The organism is Alcaligenes sp. DN25 (assembly GCF_023674485.1).
GTDB classification, from domain to species: domain Bacteria; phylum Pseudomonadota; class Gammaproteobacteria; order Burkholderiales; family Burkholderiaceae_B; genus Alcaligenes; species Alcaligenes phenolicus.
Map to the genome: position 1 here is coordinate 283,827 of NZ_CP098408.1, position 15,012 is coordinate 298,838.

The window sequence follows — 15,012 nt, forward strand, 5'->3', positions numbered from 1 at the left end:
GCCATAACGATTACTTATCGGACTGCACGTATTGTTGGGCGATTTCTTGGGCGTGATTGGCCACGACGCGGGCAATATGACTGTCCGGAGAATCCATCCAGCAGGCAAAAAATTCGATGGCCGGCAGGGGTTGATCCACCTTCAAAAGGCGCAGTTTTCCCTCGGAAAGCTCGTCTTTTATGACCTCGGGAGCCAGCACGCTGGGGCCCATGGCATGACGCGTCATTTGCACGATTGTGCTTAGCGATGCACTGCCAAAAATACGTGGGGATTTGACGCCGGCACGCAGCAAAGCTTCGCGTGTGGCGAGGTAGGGAACGCTACCGGATGGATAGGTGATTACAGGGTAAACCCCTAGCTCGGAAACGCTGACTTTGCGGCCATGCAACTTCAATTCGGGACTGGCGACCCAGCCTAACTGATAAGCGCACAGTCGAATGCATTGTTCTTTGGGATCCTGGCCTACGCCCACAATCATGGCCATATCAATCTGGAAGCTGGCCAGTTGCTGGCGCAGCACGCTGGTGGTGTCGACATGAATCTCGATGACCAAAGCAGGGTATTCCTGATGCAGCTTGTCGATCAGCTCATGCAGCCAGGTCTGCACAATGGTTTCAGCCACCCCCAGACGCAGCAGGCCGCGGATGGCGTTCTGCTCTTTGGCGGCGCGCAGCATCTCGGTACGCAGATCCAGCATGCGCTGTGCGTGCGACAACAACTCCTGGCCTTTATCGGTCAGCTTGATGCCCCGGGCACCCCGATCAAACAAGCGCAGCTCCAGACTGGATTCCAGTCCGGCGATACGCTGAGAAATAGACGGTTGGGTCGTGTTGAGTTTTTCGGCAGCTGCCCGGAAACCGCCAAGCTCGGCAACCCATACAAAGGCTTCGATCTGTTTGAGATCAATCATGTTTCCGGTCCAGAAAATAGGCAGTCTTATTATGCCTGATGGCAATTGGCGGGCATAAGTAGAGCAGGCGGATATTTTTCTGCATCTTTGTTTGATTGGACGCGGCCACCACTATAATTCGCCCATGACTTGCAAGATACTGATTGTGCGTACGTCCTCTTTGGGAGATCTGGTGCATATGCTGCCAGCAATCTCGGACATTGCACGCCATGTGCCCGGTGCACAAATTGATTGGCTCGTAGAAGAGAGCTTTGCTCAGATTCCGGGCTGGCATCCGGCAGTAAATGAAGTGATCCCGGTGGCGCATCGGCGCTGGCGCAAACAGTGGTGGTCTGCCCAGACACGCCAGGAACGCGCCGCCTTGCGCGAACAACTGCAATCACGCCAATACGATGTTGTGCTGGATATGCAGGCGCTGATGAAATCCATCTGGCTGGTACGGCAGACTAAAGGCTGTCGTCATGGGCTGGATTGGAAGTCGGCGCGTGAACCGCTGGCCTCGCTGTTCTACGATGTGCGTCATCGCGTCGGTTTCTGGCAGCCTGCTGTGTTCCGTCAGCGCAGCTTGGCCGCGTCTGCCTTTGGCTATCAGTTTGAAGGCGCTCCTGATTTTGGTTTGCAGGGTCTGGCCGCGCAAGCCCCCAAGGACGAGGATCCGTACGCCATCATCATGCCGTCGGCCAGCCGCGACGATAAGCTCTGGGAGCCGGAGAACTGGCAACAGGTCTTTGATCGCCTGCAAGGGGAAGGGATGGCACTGCGCTTGTTGGCGGGCAGCCCTGCCGAGTCTGCCCGTGCCGAGGCGCTGATTGTCGGTCGCAGCCAGGCTCAGGTGATGCCACGAATGGAGTTGACGCCTATCGCTCTGCAATTGGCTGGAGCGCAAGTCATGGTGGGTCTGGACAGTGGTCTGACGCATTTGTCAGCCGGTTTGGGTCGTCCTACTATTGGTATCTATAAAGCCTCGACCCCTGTGCGTACCCCCCTGGAAGGTTCCGCCTACACCGCCAGCCTGGGTGAGCGTGGGCATCCTCCTTCAGCGGAAACGGTGCTCTGTGCCATCGATCAGGCGCTGGGGCGGACAGTAGTGCCGGAGGCGGCCTTGTTGGACGCGCTAAAAGGCTAGTTCGGGTCTGATCGCCAATTCGTTTTTTTGTCAGCCGGCTTTGTGCTTACAATACGCGATGCTAAGGGGCCTGCAGCCCCGCCTGGGTGCAGGCCCTTTGTCTGCCTGACATTATTTTCTATTCGTCTTCCTGGTAGCGCCGAGCGTGGCTTGGCTGCTGCTGATTTCGTACTGAGGCTAAGCGGGTGAACCGATTCTTCTATACCGCCTCTATTCGTATATTGGCTCCAGCCTTGATGGCCTGGATGGGCTTGCGTGCCCGTCGAGCTGGTGGCGAATGGCAGGTGTTATCGGGGTCCCGCTTTGGTTTTTATGGTTCGCTGCCTGCGCCCAGGAAAGCCCCGGTGTGGGTGCATGCGGTCAGCTTGGGTGAAACGCGTGCGGCGCAGCCTTTGATTCGTGCTTTGCTGGATCAGGGTGAGACGGTCCTGTTAACCCATATGACAGTTACGGGCCGTACAGAAGGTGCGACTGCGTTTGCGGCTGAGATTGCCAGCGGGCAATTGCTGCAACAATGGCTACCCTACGACTTTCCGGGCTCGGTACGACGTTTTTTCGCCCATTACCGGCCATGTGCCGGGGTGCTGATTGAACGCGAGGTGTGGCCCAATCTATTGGCTGCGGCACGCCGGCAAGGTGTTCCCATGATGTTGGCCAGTGCCCGGTTCTCGGAAAGTGCATTGCGTACCAGCCTGAAAGCAGGTTCGGTCATGCGAGAGGCCTACCGCTCCTTCAAGTTGATCTATGCACAAAGCCTGGCTGATGCACAGCGGCTGGAGTTGGCGGGCGCACAAGGCGTGCGCGTGTCAGGGAATCTGAAGTTTGATGTAGTTTTGCCACAGGACAAGATTGCACGTGGCCGTGGCTTTGCCAGTGACCTGGGACGGCGTGTGGTGGTGATCGCCAGTACGCGCGAGACTGAGCATGTCGATTTCATTGATGCCATTGCCCATTACCTGCGCCGTGAACGCAAGCATGGGAGCGAGCTGCATAGCCCCGTCCTGTTTGTTGTGATTCCACGTCACCCGGAGCGGTTTGAAGAAGCGGCAGATTATCTGAATCAGCTAGGTTTGCGTTCCGTGCGGCGTAGCGAGTTGCTGGAGCAGGGCGATACCAGCACCAGTGCGATCAAGGCTTGTCGTGAAGTGGATGTGCTGCTGGGCGACACCCTAGGTGAAATGCACTGGTATTACGGCCTGGCACGAGTCGCCATTGTGGCGGGCAGCTTCCAGCCTTTGGGCGGGCAGAACTTTATCGAGGCCTGCGCAGTGGGTGTCCCTGTGATTGTGGGCCCGCATACTCATAATTTTGCCCAAGCCATGCAAGATGCCATGCAGGCCGGCGCTGCGATACGTGCGGGTACGCCAGCCTTGGCGTTGCAGCAGGCACTGGAGCTAGTAGATGATCCAGCACGCCATCACAAAATGGCTGATGCGGGTTTGCATTGGGTTCAAATGCACGAAGGCGCAGTGCAGCGTGTACTTTCTGGATTGGCACAAATCCGCGATTAAATACGTAGCTGTTTATTAGCTAATAAGTATTTAGTTTTACGCGTTTTGGAATTTGTGGCGATTTGAGGACAGCTCGTCTTGATTTGGATCAAGTTAAATAAAAAAGCCCGCATTTAGCGGGCTTTTTTGAGATCTAAAAACTAATCGAGATCGATTTACAGTTTTTGGATGCTCTTAGCTTGTGGACCCTTTTGGCCTTCAGCCGACACGTACGAAACGCGCTGGTTTTCTTCCAAGGATTTAAAGCCCGTGCCCAAGATGTCGGAATGGTGAACGAAAAGATCTTTGCCACCGTTGTCGGGGGAGATAAAGCCGTAGCCTTTTTCGTTATTGAACCATTTCACGATACCGGTTTCTGTTTGCATTTCCTGCATTCCCTAAAAATGACGAGCAATCTGCTCAAAAAAGATTGTCAAGATGTAAAAATCAGGGCAATGAGTATTAGAAACAATACCGTATTGAACAAACTTCGACGAACTTGAAATCCTGCACCGCCAATCGTAGGGGGTATTTAACCTGTAAGTCAAGCTAAATCGACCCTCTGCGTGGTTTTAAGGCAGTGTTTGATCAACAATTGCAACCAAGCTTGTTATCGTAACGGACCCCTCTGCGCCCCTCGTTAAAGTCCGTGGTATTTACGACCAAATTCAAGCGTAGCATGAAAGAAACCGGACTTGCTACCACAGTCGTAACGTGTGCCTTCATATTCATATGCATATACCGCACGACTTTCCAAAAGACTGGCAATTCCATCCGTTAATTGAATCTCTCCACCTACCCCTGCTTGAGTGCGTCGCAGGTGGTCAAATATTTCCGGTTCCAATACATAACGGCCTACAACGGCTTGTGTAGAAGGGGCTACTTCGGGTGCGGGCTTTTCAACAATTCCATTAAGTCGAGTTGCTTTTGAGTCGACTAAATTACCCGAAACAATTCCATATTTATTTGTTTCATTTCTATTTACATTTTGAGTTGCCACAATACTTCCGTTGTATTGATGCGCAGCCTCAACCAGTTGCCGCGATACGGGTGTGGTGGCGTCGATCAGGTCGTCCGCCAGCAGGACCAGGAAGGGCTCGTTGCCCACGATGGGTGCAGCGCACAGCACGGCATGGCCCAGACCCAGCGCGCGTGGCTGGCGGGTGTAAATACAGCTGACATGGCTGGGAATGATGTTTTGAACGGCATCCAGCAACTCCAGCTTGTTCTTGCCTTCCAGTTCGTGTTCCAGTTCCGGGATGCTGTCAAAGTGATCTTCAATGGCTCGCTTGTTGCGGCCGGTGATAAAGATCAGTTCTGTGACTCCAGCGGCAATGGCTTCTTCAACGGCATACTGAATCAGCGGCTTGTCGACAATAGGCAACATTTCCTTGGGCATGGCCTTGGTGGCAGGCAAAAAACGCGTGCCTAGACCAGCGACGGGGAAAACAGCTTTGCGTATGGGTTTCATAGTGTCGTCAATCGAGGATCAAGGGGAAGCGGGCGTTGGATGGGCCGGGGTTCCAAGTTGAATGGCATCTTGGTTACGCTGCGAAAACTGTCTAGGCTCACGGCCTTGTTCGCTGGGGGGCGTGCCAAAAAAGCCTTGTCCAAAAGCCAGCAAGGCAAGGTTTGCCACCAGGATCAATATGAAAAGCAGTCGCATCGCAAATGCCCTGAAAAATACAGTTCAACCCAAGATTGTACGGGTAGGGGAGTTTAAGTTCATCCGTTTTAATGCTAATCGTATCTATGGGTCACCGGCAGTTCACAGGCAAGAGGGGGCAGAGGGACCGTTATAAGCTCGAATCGACTTACGGGTGCGCCGCAAACAGCGACAGACCTCGCAAGGCAGGAGTTTCCAGCTCGTGTAGATGGGGGGGCTCTATATTGAGCAAACGGCAATGATGACTTAATTGTTCTAACAGTTCTTGCTGGGCCAGTGCGCGGCCACCGCCCGCCAAAAAGACCAATGGGCTGTGTCCCAGATGCTGACGGCCTTTCTCCCATTGTCGCAACACGGCTCCAGCCTGTGCGGCAGCCACCCCGGTACTGATAGCTTCTTGAGTATTTCGTGGGAACGCCGCAGTTTGCCCATGCGCCTCAGGAAGCTGCGCCGTATTTTGCTTGAGTGAAGCCAGCATCAAGCTGGGACCGGGCAGAATGGAGCCACCTAAAAAGTGACGCACTCCATTTTGTGCAGGTCCCAGCAAGTCAATTGTGGTAGCAGTACCAAAGCTGATCAGCAAGGCGCCTTGGTCGACCGGGTATTCCTGGGTTAGCAAATCGCTTAACCCTAATAAGGAGGCCCAACGGTCGGCACCCAATTGGCCAGCCTGTTCATAATCGTTGTGTAGCCCAAAAGCCTGCTCTTGGGCCTGCAACCAGCGTACCGAGCCCAAGCCCAGACGGCTGACGGCTGCATCAATTTGCGCTTGGACCTGTGGCCCGGCCACATTCACCCCTAGTGCTTGTACACCTTTTTGTTGGGCGAATTCTTGCAGCGGGGCCTGGCCTGCCTCCAGCCAAACCGCCAATTGATCCAATTGGTCGGCATGCACGCTAACCGGCTGGCTTTCGCGCGCGCCGCTTAAAGGATGACACCACCCTAGTTTGATACGGGTGTTGCCAGAGTCGATGAGCAGGGTCATGCCGGATCGTTAGAGCTAAAAAGGGTGCAGTATAGCGATCAGCGGTGAGCGCGAACGGAAACTTCGCCCACTGTGACCGCACGTTCGGAACCATCGGGGTGGCGCAATAATAATTGCCCCGAGGTATTGATGCCCGTCACGATGCCTGTATGCAGGACTTGGCCATTGTCAATAATATGGACTTGCTGGCCAATTAGTGCGTCAACTTGCGCGTAGCGTGTAGGCAGATCAGCAAAACCGTGGGCTGTGACATGGTTCAGGCTCAGGTACAGGCTTTGCGCGACTTTGGCCACAAGGTCCGAACAGCGTGCCAGAGATGCTTGCTGGGAGTGCTCAGCAATGCTGGTCCAGTCTGCAATGGCGCGTTGCGTGTTCTGGCTGATGGTCTCTGCCTCACGCAGGTTCAGGCCTATGCCGATAATCACCACATGATGGTCACTGGAGCTGGGCGCTGCACTGGCGCGGGTCGCCTCAACCAGAATGCCGGACAGCTTGGCCTGATCCCATAGCACGTCATTCGGCCATTTCATGGCCAGACGATTACGCACTGCCGGTTCCAGAAACTGGCGCAGTGCTTCCGTTGTTGCCAGACCGGACAGCGGCGAAAGAGTAGGCAGCTGCCGCGCAGGCAGAAAAATATCAAAGGCACAGGAAAACATCAGGTTTGCACCGACGCTGTTCTCCCATGTGCGTCCGGCACGCCCACGACCACGACTTTGCAGATGTGCGCCCAGCAACCAGGGACGCACACGCGGCCCGGATTCCTGACGAGCCAGGGCAAGCAAGTCGGCGTTGGTCGATTCGGTCGAGTCTACCCAGCGTATCTGGGGAAAATGTGGCAAGCGCGTACGCAGCTCTGCCACCATATCGCGCGGGCTGGGTAGGGTGAATGCAGAAGAGGTATTCATGACAATCCGGTACACTGGATGAGTTAAACGTAATCTTATGTGATATTTGATCTGAGCATGTCTGAACGCGTAGATACAATCCAATTTTCCGGCCAGGCCGGTGTTATTGACTGTGCTCTGGACTGGCCAGCGGGCGAGCCCAAGGGCTGGGCCTTGTTGCTGCATCCTCACCCTTTGCATGGTGGGGCACGTAACAACAAAGTGGTGACAACCTTGTCGCGCAGTGCCACTCAACATGGTTTGCTGGCAGTACGCCCGGATTTCCGTGGTGTCGGAAAGTCTGCCGGGGAGTTCGATAGCAGCCGCGGCGAAACTGCCGATATGCTGGCTTTGATTGAGCAATTCCCATCACATTTCCCGCAGTGGAGTTCCGGCCCATCCATGTTGGCCGGGTTTTCATTTGGCACGGCAGTCGCTGCTCAAGTGTATGCCAGCCTGCAGGAAGCCCAGGCACCTTTGCCCGGCGCCTTCATCCTGACTGGTACTGCGGTCAATCGTTTCCGCTTCCGGGATGTCAGCCCTCCTGCCGATACCTTGCTAGTGCACGGTGAAACCGACGATGTCGTTCCCTTGTCGGAAGGCATGGACTTTGCGCGTGAGCATCAGTTGCCCATGGTTGTGCTGCCCGAGGCCGGCCACTTTTTTCATGGCAAGCTGATTCAGCTGCGTGAGTTGGTCAGCCGTCATTTGGCCGGGCTTGGAACCTAAGCCGGGTTTTGCTTTCAAATCGTTGCGTTTTCCTGTTCAGACTCAGGGGCCTTGCCCCTCACAGGCCCAGATGGCTCTGCCATAATGGGTTCTTTCCGCCACTGTCAAAGCAATCGATTTTTTCCATGACTTCTATTCAAAAATTTGCATCTCCAGTCCTCTCTCGTTGTGTGGTGGCACTTGCCCTGGCGCTGCCTATGGTGGCTCAGGCACAGACTCAAACCCCTACCCCGACAGAATCGGCTCAAGTGCTTGGCGTTCAGACGCCTGCCTTGCCAGGTGATTTGTCCGTTGTACCCGCACCTAGCCTGACGGCACGTGCCTGGTTGTCCATGGACGTTAATAGTGGCCAGATCATCGCGGCAGAAGGGCTGAACGAACAGGTCGAGCCTGCCTCCCTGACCAAGCTGATGACGGCCTATCTGGTCTTTGATGCTTTGGAATCCGGTCGCCTGAAGCTGGATCAGACCGTTGTGATTTCGGACAAGGCATGGCGCACCGAAGGTTCGCGCATGTTCGTGAAAGTTAATTCGCAAGTGGCCGTGAATGATCTGCTGCAAGGTGTGATCGTGCAATCGGGCAATGATGCCTCTGTTGCCTTGGCCGAAGCCGTTGCGGGTAGCGAAGGTGCTTTTGCTGCCTTGATGAACGAAGAAGCCGCCAAGCTGGGTTTGACGGCCACGCATTTCAAGAACTCCACCGGCTTGCCTGACCCCGAGCATCTGACCTCGGTACGTGATCTGGGCGTGTTGTCCGCTGCGCTGGTTGCCCGCTTTCCTCAGTACCTGCACTACTACAGCCAGAAAGAGTACACCTATAACAATATCAAGCAGCCCAACCGTAACCGCCTGCTGTGGCTGGACAATACAGTTGATGGTTTGAAAACCGGTCATACCCAATCGGCAGGTTACTGCCTGGTGTCGACGGCCTTGCGCGATGGTCGTCGTGTGGTGTCGGTTGTCGTGGGTACAGCGAACGATGCCGCCCGTACAGAAAACAGCCTGAAGCTTCTGAACTGGAGCTTCCAGAACTTTGAAACGGTCAAACTGTACGACGCCAGCAATCCTGCTGTCACCGCCCGTGTTTGGGAAGGTGAGGTCGAGAATGTAGGCCTGGGTACAGAAGGAGCCTTGTGGTTGACAGTTCCTCGTGGCAAGTCCTCGGAAATCAAGCCTGTTGCCAACTATACCCAGCCTTTGCTGGCTCCGTTGAGCAAGGGTGACAAGGTCGGTACACTGACTTTGTCCCTGGATGGCAAAGTTTTGGCAGAGCAGCCTTTGCTGGTGCTGCAAGATGTGCCCGAGGCAGGCTTTTTTGGTCGTATGGCCGACAAAGTGCGCTTGATGTTTGAGTAATTCCTTGGTGCGAGGCTAAATCCTATGATTGCAGGCATTGACCCCGACAGCATTGTTTATTTGAACGGCGATTTCGTGCGCCTGGGCGAAGCGAAGATCTCGGTACTGGATCGTGGCTTCATCTTTGGCGACGGCATTTATGATGTCGTGCCTGCTTATCACGGGAAACCTTTCCGTATAGATGGACACCTGGGGCGCTTGGAGCGCAGTCTGGCAAAAGTGGGCATTACCAATCCTTTCACTCGACGTGAGTGGGAAAAGCTGGTGCTGGATATGCTGGCACGTTCAGGCCGAGGTGCCGACTGCATGGTCTACATTCAGGTGACGCGCGGTGTTGCCAAGCGCGACCATGCCTTCCCCAGCAATGTGCCGCCCAGCATCTTCATCATGGTCTCGCCCTTCAAGCGTGTGCAGCAAGAACGCGAAACGGGTTTGAAGGCAGTGGCTATTGAAGATGAACGCTGGCTGCGTTGCGATATAAAATCCGTTTCTCTGCTGGGCAATGTGTTGGCCAAGCAGCAGGCGGTTGAAGCCGGCGTGGACGAGGTCATTCAGTTCAGAGACGGTTTTCTGACCGAAGGGGCCTCCTGCAATATCTGGATTGTGCGCGACGGCACTTTGCTGGCACCCATGCGCAACAATTTGATCCTGGAAGGGATTCGCTACAGTTTGATGGAAGAGCTGGCCGCCCAGGCGGGTATAGCTTTTCAGGCGCGTCAGATCTCTCGTGAAGAGGTCGACACTGCCGATGAAATTATGATGACGTCAGCCACCAAAGAGGTGCTGCCCATCGTTGTATTTAACGGTCAGCCCGTCGGTGACGGACGACCCGGCCCTGTCTTTGCCAAATTACGTGAGGGCTATGACAAGGCCATCAAGGCTGCGGAGCAAGCATGACCATTTCCCCCGAAGAATCGTTGATCGAATACCCCAGTGACTTTCCTATCAAAGTCATGGGCCAGACTCACGAAACCCTGCAAGACGAATTGCTGGCTATCGTGCTGGAACATGATCCAGGCTTTGACGCTGCCACTATCGAGGTGCGTCCCAGCAAGGCAGGCAACTACACGGGCCTGACTTTCACGGTGCGCGCTGTTTCGCGTGAGCAGTTGGATAACCTTTACCGTGCCCTGCATGCGCATCATCTGGTGCGTGTGGTGATGTAAAGCAGGGATCAGGCGTTCATGTCCGACTCAGTTCGTATCAAGTGGTTTGAGCGGCCTAGCGCCTATGAACCCATCTGGCAGGCAATGCGCGACTTTACCGAGCAGCGCGGGCCAGAGACTGCTGATGAAATCTGGCTTGTCGAGCACATGCCTGTCTACACGCAAGGACAGGCCGGCAAGCCGGAACATCTGCTGAACCCCGGTGGCATCCCCGTGGTGCAAACCGACCGGGGCGGGCAGATTACCTATCACGGCCCTGGGCAGTTAATGGTGTACTGCCTGTTTGATCTGCGCCGGGTAGGCCTGTACGTCAAAGAATACGTACGCCTTTTGGAAGAGGCTGTTATTGCCTGTCTGACGCATTTTGGTGTCGAAGGAGCTTGCTGCAAGCCAGGGGCACCGGGTGTCTATGTACCGCAAGGGGTGGCAAGCCAGGAGTTGGCCAAGATTTCCGCATTGGGGATCAAGATTCGCAATGGCCGCTCTTACCATGGACTGGCCTTGAATATAGGCATGGATCTAAGCCCATTTAGCGGTATCAATCCCTGTGGCTATGAAGGGCTGCAAACAACGGATATGCGTTCGCAAGGTGTTGTGGTCCCTATGGACGAGGTTGCACAGTATTTGTCTAGTTATCTATCGCAAGCGATGGCTCTGCGCCTACAGGCAGCGGCAGCTTAAATAGCGCAGCGATAAAGCGCCGCATGTGGCGGCGCTCATCTTTATATTGTTATTTATTCGTCAAGTGCCGCCTCAGGTTCCGCTCCAGTGCGGCGCGCGTTTCTCGATAAAAGCATCAATACCTTCGCAGGCATCATTGCTCATCATATTGTCAGCCATGACCTGACCGGCGTAGTCGTAGGCTTGTTCAATAGCCAGGCTGCGCTGGCGGTAGAACATGGCCTTGCCTGCGCGGACGGCGACCGGACTCTTGGCCATGATGCTGTCGGCCAGTTTCTGTACGGTTTGATCCAGCTGGTCTTCGGCTACCGCGTAATTGATCAGCCCCAGCTCTTGAGCTCGTTGGGCGCTGATGAATTCGCCAGTCATCAACATTTCCATGGCGGCCTTGGGTGGCACGCAGCGTGACAGGGCAACAGCAGGGGTGGAGCAGAAAAGACCAACATTAATGCCGGATACTGCAAAGCGAGTGGACTCGACGGCCACAGCCATATCGCAGGTGGCAACCAACTGACAGCCCGCTGCGGTGGCCAGCCCTTGCACACGAGCAATCACCGGCACGGGCAAGGCCAGCACAGCTTGCATGACCCGGCTGCAGCGGCTGAACAGATCCCGGTAGTAGTCATGTTCAGGTTTGGAGCGCATCTGTTTCAGATCGTGCCCGGCACAAAAGGCCTTGCCTTCCGCCTGAATGATGACGCACTGCAAGCTGGGGTCCTGGGCCAGCTTGTCCAGAATGTGTTGTAAAGAGTCCAACACTTCTTCAGACAGCGCGTTGTACTTGGCGGGCCGGTTCAAGGTGATGCGGGCCAGTCCCTGATGCTGTTCCAGCAGGACGGGATCGGCGAGGTGCTCTTGTGACATGCAAGTCTCCGTACTTATAGTATGTGCAGGTTTTATTTTCGGGTGTTGCTGCATCGTTAAGTCGACCTCTATATTAGAGGGGTCTGGTACAAACTATCGCCCTTGTTCTAGGCGCTTGTAAAGCGAAGGGGCTACAATCGATCACTGCGCCCATCGTTTAGTGATGTTGCCCGCACGCTGTTTTTCTATTTAGACGCCTATGACCACCCCTACAGATACGTCCGTCGATTCCAAACCTACTGTGCGCCCTCGCGTTGTCGAATACGACGCAACGCAAAAGCAGAAGGCCGAGGCCAAGACCTCGCGCATTCCCATTAAGGTCGTGCAGGCAGAGCGTTTGAAAAAGCCTGATTGGATTCGGGTGAAGGCGGCTGCACCGAATTCCCGTTTCTACGAGATCAAGGAAACTCTGCGCGAGCACAAGCTGTTCTCGGTGTGCGAAGAAGCCTCCTGTCCCAATATCGGGGAGTGTTTTGGCAAGGGCACGGCCACCTTCATGATCATGGGCGACAAGTGCACACGTCGTTGCCCATTCTGTGATGTTGGCCATGGCCGTCCTGACCCGCTGGACGAGAATGAACCCGCCAACCTGGCCAAGGCCATTGGTGCCATGAAGTTGTCCTACGTGGTTATTACCTCCGTAGACCGTGACGATTTGCGTGATGGTGGCGCTGCCCACTTTGTGGAATGTATCCGTCAGGTGCGCGAGCATTCGCCAACTACGACCATTGAAGTGCTGGTGCCGGACTTCCGTGCACGTCTGGACCGTGCGTTGGGGATCCTGAATGCCTGCCCTCCAGATGTGATGAACCACAACCTGGAAACGGTACCTCGCTTGTACAAGCAGGCGCGTCCTGGTTCGGATTACCACCACTCCTTGAAACTGTTGCAAGAGTTCAAGAAGTTGCATCCAAACATTCCAACCAAATCTGGTTTGATGGTTGGCTTGGGTGAGACCAACGAAGAGATTCTGGAAGTGATGCGCGATATGCGTGCTCACGATATTGATATGCTGACCATTGGCCAGTATTTGCAGCCATCCGGCCACCACTTGCCCGTGATGCGCTACGTGACGCCTGATGAATTCTTGATGTTTGAGCGCGAGGCCTATGCAATGGGCTTTACCCATGCGGCGGTTGGTGCCATGGTGCGTTCGTCCTATCATGCAGACCAGCAGGCGCATGCAGCAGGTGTGCAACCTTAAAGATAAGAGAGCAGGTCTTTGTAAGACTTGGCTTTTATTTGAAGAACCCGGCCTTGGCGCCGGGTTTTTTATGACTTCCGGGTTTTCCGGTGTTGTTGATCCGCGTCTGCCTGTTTTTTACAGGTTCCAGGACAGCCAGCGAGCCGTTAGCGGTTTTTGGGGCATGTATCCCTGGCTGCCTGTATCAATGCTTGCCGGTGTCTATTTATTCGGACGGTGGGCTTTCTACTGCATCACTCTGGGCCAGAGCCTTGGTAGACAAGCTCTCTATATAAGGCTCCAGCACTTCGTCGTAATCTTCGACGCCCAGATACCAGGCCGTCAGACCTTTGCTGTCTTGTTTGAGATCAGTCCAGCAGAATAAAGAGCGATCAAAAGAGTCCTTGATGGTCTCGTTCACAAACTTGAACAATTCATCCAGCAAGGGCAGGCTGCTTAAGGGGACGGCAAATGGCGTTTCTCCCTGAAATTGCCAGCCATATTGTTCGAGCAGTTCGTTCGACCAAAGAGCATGTTGTTCTTGAGAGCTTAATTCTGGATTGGCAGGGCTTAAAGGCATGGTTCTGGATCAGGTAAGGGGAACGGATGGTCAAGCGCCGGTGGCAAACCATTGTATGGGAGCGACGCCTTGCTCCTTGAGCCACTCATTGGCTTGCTGGAAATGACCGCAACCAATAAAAGGAACAGGGGGGCGGCGAGCAGCCAAGGGGGAAGGGTGATTGGCTTTCAAAATTAGGTAAGGATGCTGGGAGTGCTGCTGAATCAGTGCTTCTTTGGCTTGGGCGTGGGCACCCCACAACATATAAACAATAGGGCGTGTAGTCTGCTGGGCCAGGTTCATCAGCAGGGAGTCAGTAATCTGCTCCCAGCCTTTCTTGGCGTGAGAGGCAGGCAAACCATCTTCTACAGTCAGCGATGTATTCAATAGCAAGACACCTTGTCGACCCCAGTTGCTCAGATCATGACTGCTTGGCAAGGCGGTGTCGGGATACTCCAGCTCCAACTCTTTAAAGATATTGCGCAGACTGGGTGGAGCCGGGCAGGTGTCAGGCACAGAAAATGACAGGCCCTGTGCCTGATTGGGCCCGTGATAAGGATCCTGGCCCAGAATCACTACGCTGACTTTTTGCAATGGCAGCAGCTCCAGTGCGCGGAAAGGGGCGGCCGGATAAATAGAGGCGCCATCCTGGCACTCCTTGTCCAACCACTTGGCCAGAGTTGCCAATATGTCTTGCAGCTCCGGGCGATCCAATGTGGCACGCCAGTCGCTGGGAAGGCGGGCAATTTGATTCAGGATGTTCTCGGTCAGGAGATTGCCGGAGAGTAGTTCCTCACCAATCAGGCTGAGCTGTGCCGCAGGGGCTTGAGAAGATGAGCGGGCCATAGTCTGCATACAGAGTTATTTGTCCGCCTATTGTAATAGGGGAGAGGTGGCCTACCTATCTGCTTGGATGGGGTGCCTCTATATAGAGAGGGGTTTGGCGGTCAAAAGTAGGTGCTTGGTATGCCTCTATATATAGAGGGATGACCGGCGCTCTATATATAGAGTGTTGTAGACCAGGTTCCAGATTAGCGGTCCATGGTGGTAGCCTGGGATTTGTGTAGCCTTCCCCAGGATTGCAACTGCATTCTTATCTTGTCTGTCTGTCTGTCTGTCTGTCTGTCTGTCTGTCTGTCTGTCTGTCTGTCTGTCTGTCTGTCTGTCTGTCTGTCTGTCTGCGAAAATACGTTTGGGGCGGGAATTCAGCGCGAAACAGGAGAATCGATGCTGAGCTGGAGAGGATACGCCTGGAATCGACCTGTTCTGCGATGGGGCATCCGGGCGTTTCACCTGCCAGTTCTGGTGTCTCTCCAGCTATGAACGAAATATAGTCATTTTAGTGTCATTTGGTTACATTTAAATTTTATCATATATAACAATGATCTAAGTGGAAAAGCACTGTAAACCG

At 54.5% G+C, this 15,012-nt stretch carries 16 protein-coding genes; 8 read left to right on the forward strand and 8 right to left on the reverse strand.

What is annotated here, in order from left to right; translation table 11 throughout:
* Positions 1–10: 10 nt before the first annotated feature.
* The gene (locus NBV64_RS01260) at positions 11–910 is read right to left on the reverse strand and encodes a LysR family transcriptional regulator (RefSeq protein ID WP_009460118.1); all 900 of its coding nucleotides are present in this window, start codon (positions 908–910) and stop codon (positions 11–13) included.
* A gap of 124 nt (positions 911–1,034) precedes the next feature.
* Here NBV64_RS01260 and waaC point away from each other — a divergent pair, with 124 nt between their 5' ends.
* A complete protein-coding gene (gene waaC / locus NBV64_RS01265; RefSeq protein WP_250756481.1) occupies positions 1,035–2,036 on the forward strand; it encodes a lipopolysaccharide heptosyltransferase I in 1,002 nt (333 codons plus the stop codon).
* Between the two features lie 185 nt (positions 2,037–2,221).
* Complete coding sequence (locus NBV64_RS01270) at positions 2,222–3,547, forward strand: 3-deoxy-D-manno-octulosonic acid transferase (RefSeq protein ID WP_250756482.1); 1,326 nt, start codon at positions 2,222–2,224, stop codon at positions 3,545–3,547.
* Between the two features lie 155 nt (positions 3,548–3,702).
* Here the strand turns inward: NBV64_RS01270 and NBV64_RS01275 are convergent, their stop codons facing one another.
* The 4 genes from NBV64_RS01275 to NBV64_RS01290 form a co-directional block, all read right to left on the reverse strand.
* A complete protein-coding gene (locus NBV64_RS01275; RefSeq protein ID WP_026483779.1) occupies positions 3,703–3,912 on the reverse strand; it encodes a cold-shock protein in 210 nt (69 codons plus the stop codon).
* Positions 3,913–4,166: 254 nt separating this feature from the next.
* On the reverse strand, positions 4,167–4,997 hold the full coding sequence (galU, locus tag NBV64_RS01280; RefSeq protein ID WP_236780496.1) for a UTP--glucose-1-phosphate uridylyltransferase GalU: 831 nt from the start codon (positions 4,995–4,997) through the stop codon (positions 4,167–4,169).
* A gap of 343 nt (positions 4,998–5,340) precedes the next feature.
* Positions 5,341–6,177, reverse strand: coding sequence for a type III pantothenate kinase (locus tag NBV64_RS01285; RefSeq protein ID WP_250756483.1), 837 nt, complete (start codon positions 6,175–6,177; stop codon positions 5,341–5,343).
* A gap of 38 nt (positions 6,178–6,215) precedes the next feature.
* The gene (locus NBV64_RS01290) at positions 6,216–7,085 is read right to left on the reverse strand and encodes a biotin--[acetyl-CoA-carboxylase] ligase (protein ID WP_009460113.1); all 870 of its coding nucleotides are present in this window, start codon (positions 7,083–7,085) and stop codon (positions 6,216–6,218) included.
* Between the two features lie 57 nt (positions 7,086–7,142).
* On the opposite strand from NBV64_RS01290, the gene NBV64_RS01295 reads away from it, so the two are divergent.
* The 5 genes from NBV64_RS01295 to lipB all read left to right on the forward strand — a co-directional run bounded on the left by NBV64_RS01295 (position 7,143) and on the right by lipB (position 10,995).
* Entirely contained in the window at positions 7,143–7,793 is a 651-nt protein-coding gene (locus NBV64_RS01295; protein ID WP_021447090.1) for an alpha/beta hydrolase, read from the forward strand.
* A 125-nt stretch (positions 7,794–7,918) separates the two neighbouring features.
* Positions 7,919–9,148: a D-alanyl-D-alanine carboxypeptidase family protein gene (locus tag NBV64_RS01300; protein ID WP_250756484.1), complete on the forward strand. Its 1,230-nt coding sequence runs from the start codon at positions 7,919–7,921 to the stop codon at positions 9,146–9,148.
* Between the two features lie 24 nt (positions 9,149–9,172).
* A complete protein-coding gene (locus NBV64_RS01305) occupies positions 9,173–10,045 on the forward strand; it encodes a D-amino acid aminotransferase (RefSeq protein ID WP_009460109.1) in 873 nt (290 codons plus the stop codon).
* Positions 10,042–10,314, forward strand: coding sequence for a DUF493 family protein (locus NBV64_RS01310; protein WP_009460108.1), 273 nt, complete (start codon positions 10,042–10,044; stop codon positions 10,312–10,314). The genes NBV64_RS01305 and NBV64_RS01310 overlap by 4 nt, the downstream gene beginning before the upstream one ends.
* 18 nt (positions 10,315–10,332) lie before the next feature.
* Positions 10,333–10,995: a lipoyl(octanoyl) transferase LipB gene (gene lipB, locus NBV64_RS01315; RefSeq protein WP_250756485.1), complete on the forward strand. Its 663-nt coding sequence runs from the start codon at positions 10,333–10,335 to the stop codon at positions 10,993–10,995.
* A 72-nt stretch (positions 10,996–11,067) separates the two neighbouring features.
* On the opposite strand, the gene NBV64_RS01320 is transcribed toward lipB, so the two are convergent.
* Complete coding sequence (locus NBV64_RS01320; protein WP_250756486.1) at positions 11,068–11,859, reverse strand: enoyl-CoA hydratase; 792 nt, start codon at positions 11,857–11,859, stop codon at positions 11,068–11,070.
* 199 nt (positions 11,860–12,058) lie between these two features.
* Between NBV64_RS01320 and lipA the strand changes: the two genes are divergently transcribed.
* Positions 12,059–13,063, forward strand: coding sequence for a lipoyl synthase (gene lipA / locus NBV64_RS01325; protein ID WP_021447088.1), 1,005 nt, complete (start codon positions 12,059–12,061; stop codon positions 13,061–13,063).
* Positions 13,064–13,268: 205 nt separating this feature from the next.
* On the opposite strand, the gene NBV64_RS01330 is transcribed toward lipA, so the two are convergent.
* Positions 13,269–13,622, reverse strand: coding sequence for a hypothetical protein (locus tag NBV64_RS01330; protein ID WP_021447087.1), 354 nt, complete (start codon positions 13,620–13,622; stop codon positions 13,269–13,271).
* Positions 13,623–13,652: 30 nt separating this feature from the next.
* Complete coding sequence (locus tag NBV64_RS01335; RefSeq protein ID WP_250756487.1) at positions 13,653–14,447, reverse strand: uracil-DNA glycosylase; 795 nt, start codon at positions 14,445–14,447, stop codon at positions 13,653–13,655.
* Positions 14,448–15,012: the final 565 nt, after the last annotated feature.

What these genes read in the sequence shown, in the direction of transcription:
- NBV64_RS01260 (WP_009460118.1), bottom strand. Translation starts at nt 910, where the DNA reads ATGATTGATCTCAAACAGATCGAAGCCTTTGTATGGGTTGCCGAGCTT.
- waaC (WP_250756481.1), top strand. Translation starts at nt 1,035, where the DNA reads ATGACTTGCAAGATACTGATTGTGCGTACGTCCTCTTTGGGAGATCTG.
- NBV64_RS01275 (WP_026483779.1), bottom strand. Translation starts at nt 3,912, where the DNA reads ATGCAAACAGAAACCGGTATCGTGAAATGGTTCAATAACGAAAAAGGC.
- galU (WP_236780496.1), bottom strand. Translation starts at nt 4,997, where the DNA reads ATGAAACCCATACGCAAAGCTGTTTTCCCCGTCGCTGGTCTAGGCACG.
- NBV64_RS01285 (WP_250756483.1), bottom strand. Translation starts at nt 6,177, where the DNA reads ATGACCCTGCTCATCGACTCTGGCAACACCCGTATCAAACTAGGGTGG.
- NBV64_RS01290 (WP_009460113.1), bottom strand. Translation starts at nt 7,085, where the DNA reads ATGAATACCTCTTCTGCATTCACCCTACCCAGCCCGCGCGATATGGTG.
- NBV64_RS01295 (WP_021447090.1), top strand. Translation starts at nt 7,143, where the DNA reads ATGTCTGAACGCGTAGATACAATCCAATTTTCCGGCCAGGCCGGTGTT.
- NBV64_RS01300 (WP_250756484.1), top strand. Translation starts at nt 7,919, where the DNA reads ATGACTTCTATTCAAAAATTTGCATCTCCAGTCCTCTCTCGTTGTGTG.
- NBV64_RS01305 (WP_009460109.1), top strand. Translation starts at nt 9,173, where the DNA reads ATGATTGCAGGCATTGACCCCGACAGCATTGTTTATTTGAACGGCGAT.
- NBV64_RS01310 (WP_009460108.1), top strand. Translation starts at nt 10,042, where the DNA reads ATGACCATTTCCCCCGAAGAATCGTTGATCGAATACCCCAGTGACTTT.
- lipB (WP_250756485.1), top strand. Translation starts at nt 10,333, where the DNA reads ATGTCCGACTCAGTTCGTATCAAGTGGTTTGAGCGGCCTAGCGCCTAT.
- NBV64_RS01320 (WP_250756486.1), bottom strand. Translation starts at nt 11,859, where the DNA reads ATGTCACAAGAGCACCTCGCCGATCCCGTCCTGCTGGAACAGCATCAG.
- lipA (WP_021447088.1), top strand. Translation starts at nt 12,059, where the DNA reads ATGACCACCCCTACAGATACGTCCGTCGATTCCAAACCTACTGTGCGC.
- NBV64_RS01330 (WP_021447087.1), bottom strand. Translation starts at nt 13,622, where the DNA reads ATGCCTTTAAGCCCTGCCAATCCAGAATTAAGCTCTCAAGAACAACAT.
- NBV64_RS01335 (WP_250756487.1), bottom strand. Translation starts at nt 14,447, where the DNA reads ATGGCCCGCTCATCTTCTCAAGCCCCTGCGGCACAGCTCAGCCTGATT.